Source organism: Citrobacter sp. TBCS-14 (assembly GCF_005280805.1).
Classification (GTDB): domain Bacteria; phylum Pseudomonadota; class Gammaproteobacteria; order Enterobacterales; family Enterobacteriaceae; genus Citrobacter; species Citrobacter gillenii.
In genome coordinates this window covers 281-557 of the sequence record NZ_SZWM01000371.1, presented here as the reverse complement: position 1 = coordinate 557, position 277 = coordinate 281, and the positions used below count along the sequence as shown (strand labels likewise).

Genomic DNA, 277 nt, shown 5'->3' with positions numbered 1-277 from the left:
GGAAAATACGTTGTCTTATTCATCGTTTTCTCAACGCACGCTAACCGTTTTAGCGGTGGTGACTGCGCCATAATCGTTCACCGTCTGGAACGTAACGTTTCCCTGAACGCCAGTCGGCAACAGGACCTGCGTGTCATTTTTTGGCGCAACCATAACGTTATCAATCTTCGTATTTCCGACATTGAGATTGACCAGCGTGACGTAATACGCTGACGGGTTGGTGATTTTCAGGTGGTTGCCGGTACGGGAAAACTGCAGCATGCCTGGCGCATCTTCC

At 49.8% G+C, this 277-nt stretch carries 1 pseudogene; it reads right to left on the bottom strand.

Going from position 1 to position 277, the window contains the following annotated elements:
- Window positions 1–30: 30 nt before the first annotated feature.
- A pseudogene (locus tag FDX22_RS31165) lies at window positions 31–277 on the bottom strand (fimbrial chaperone protein FimC); the annotation flags it as partial.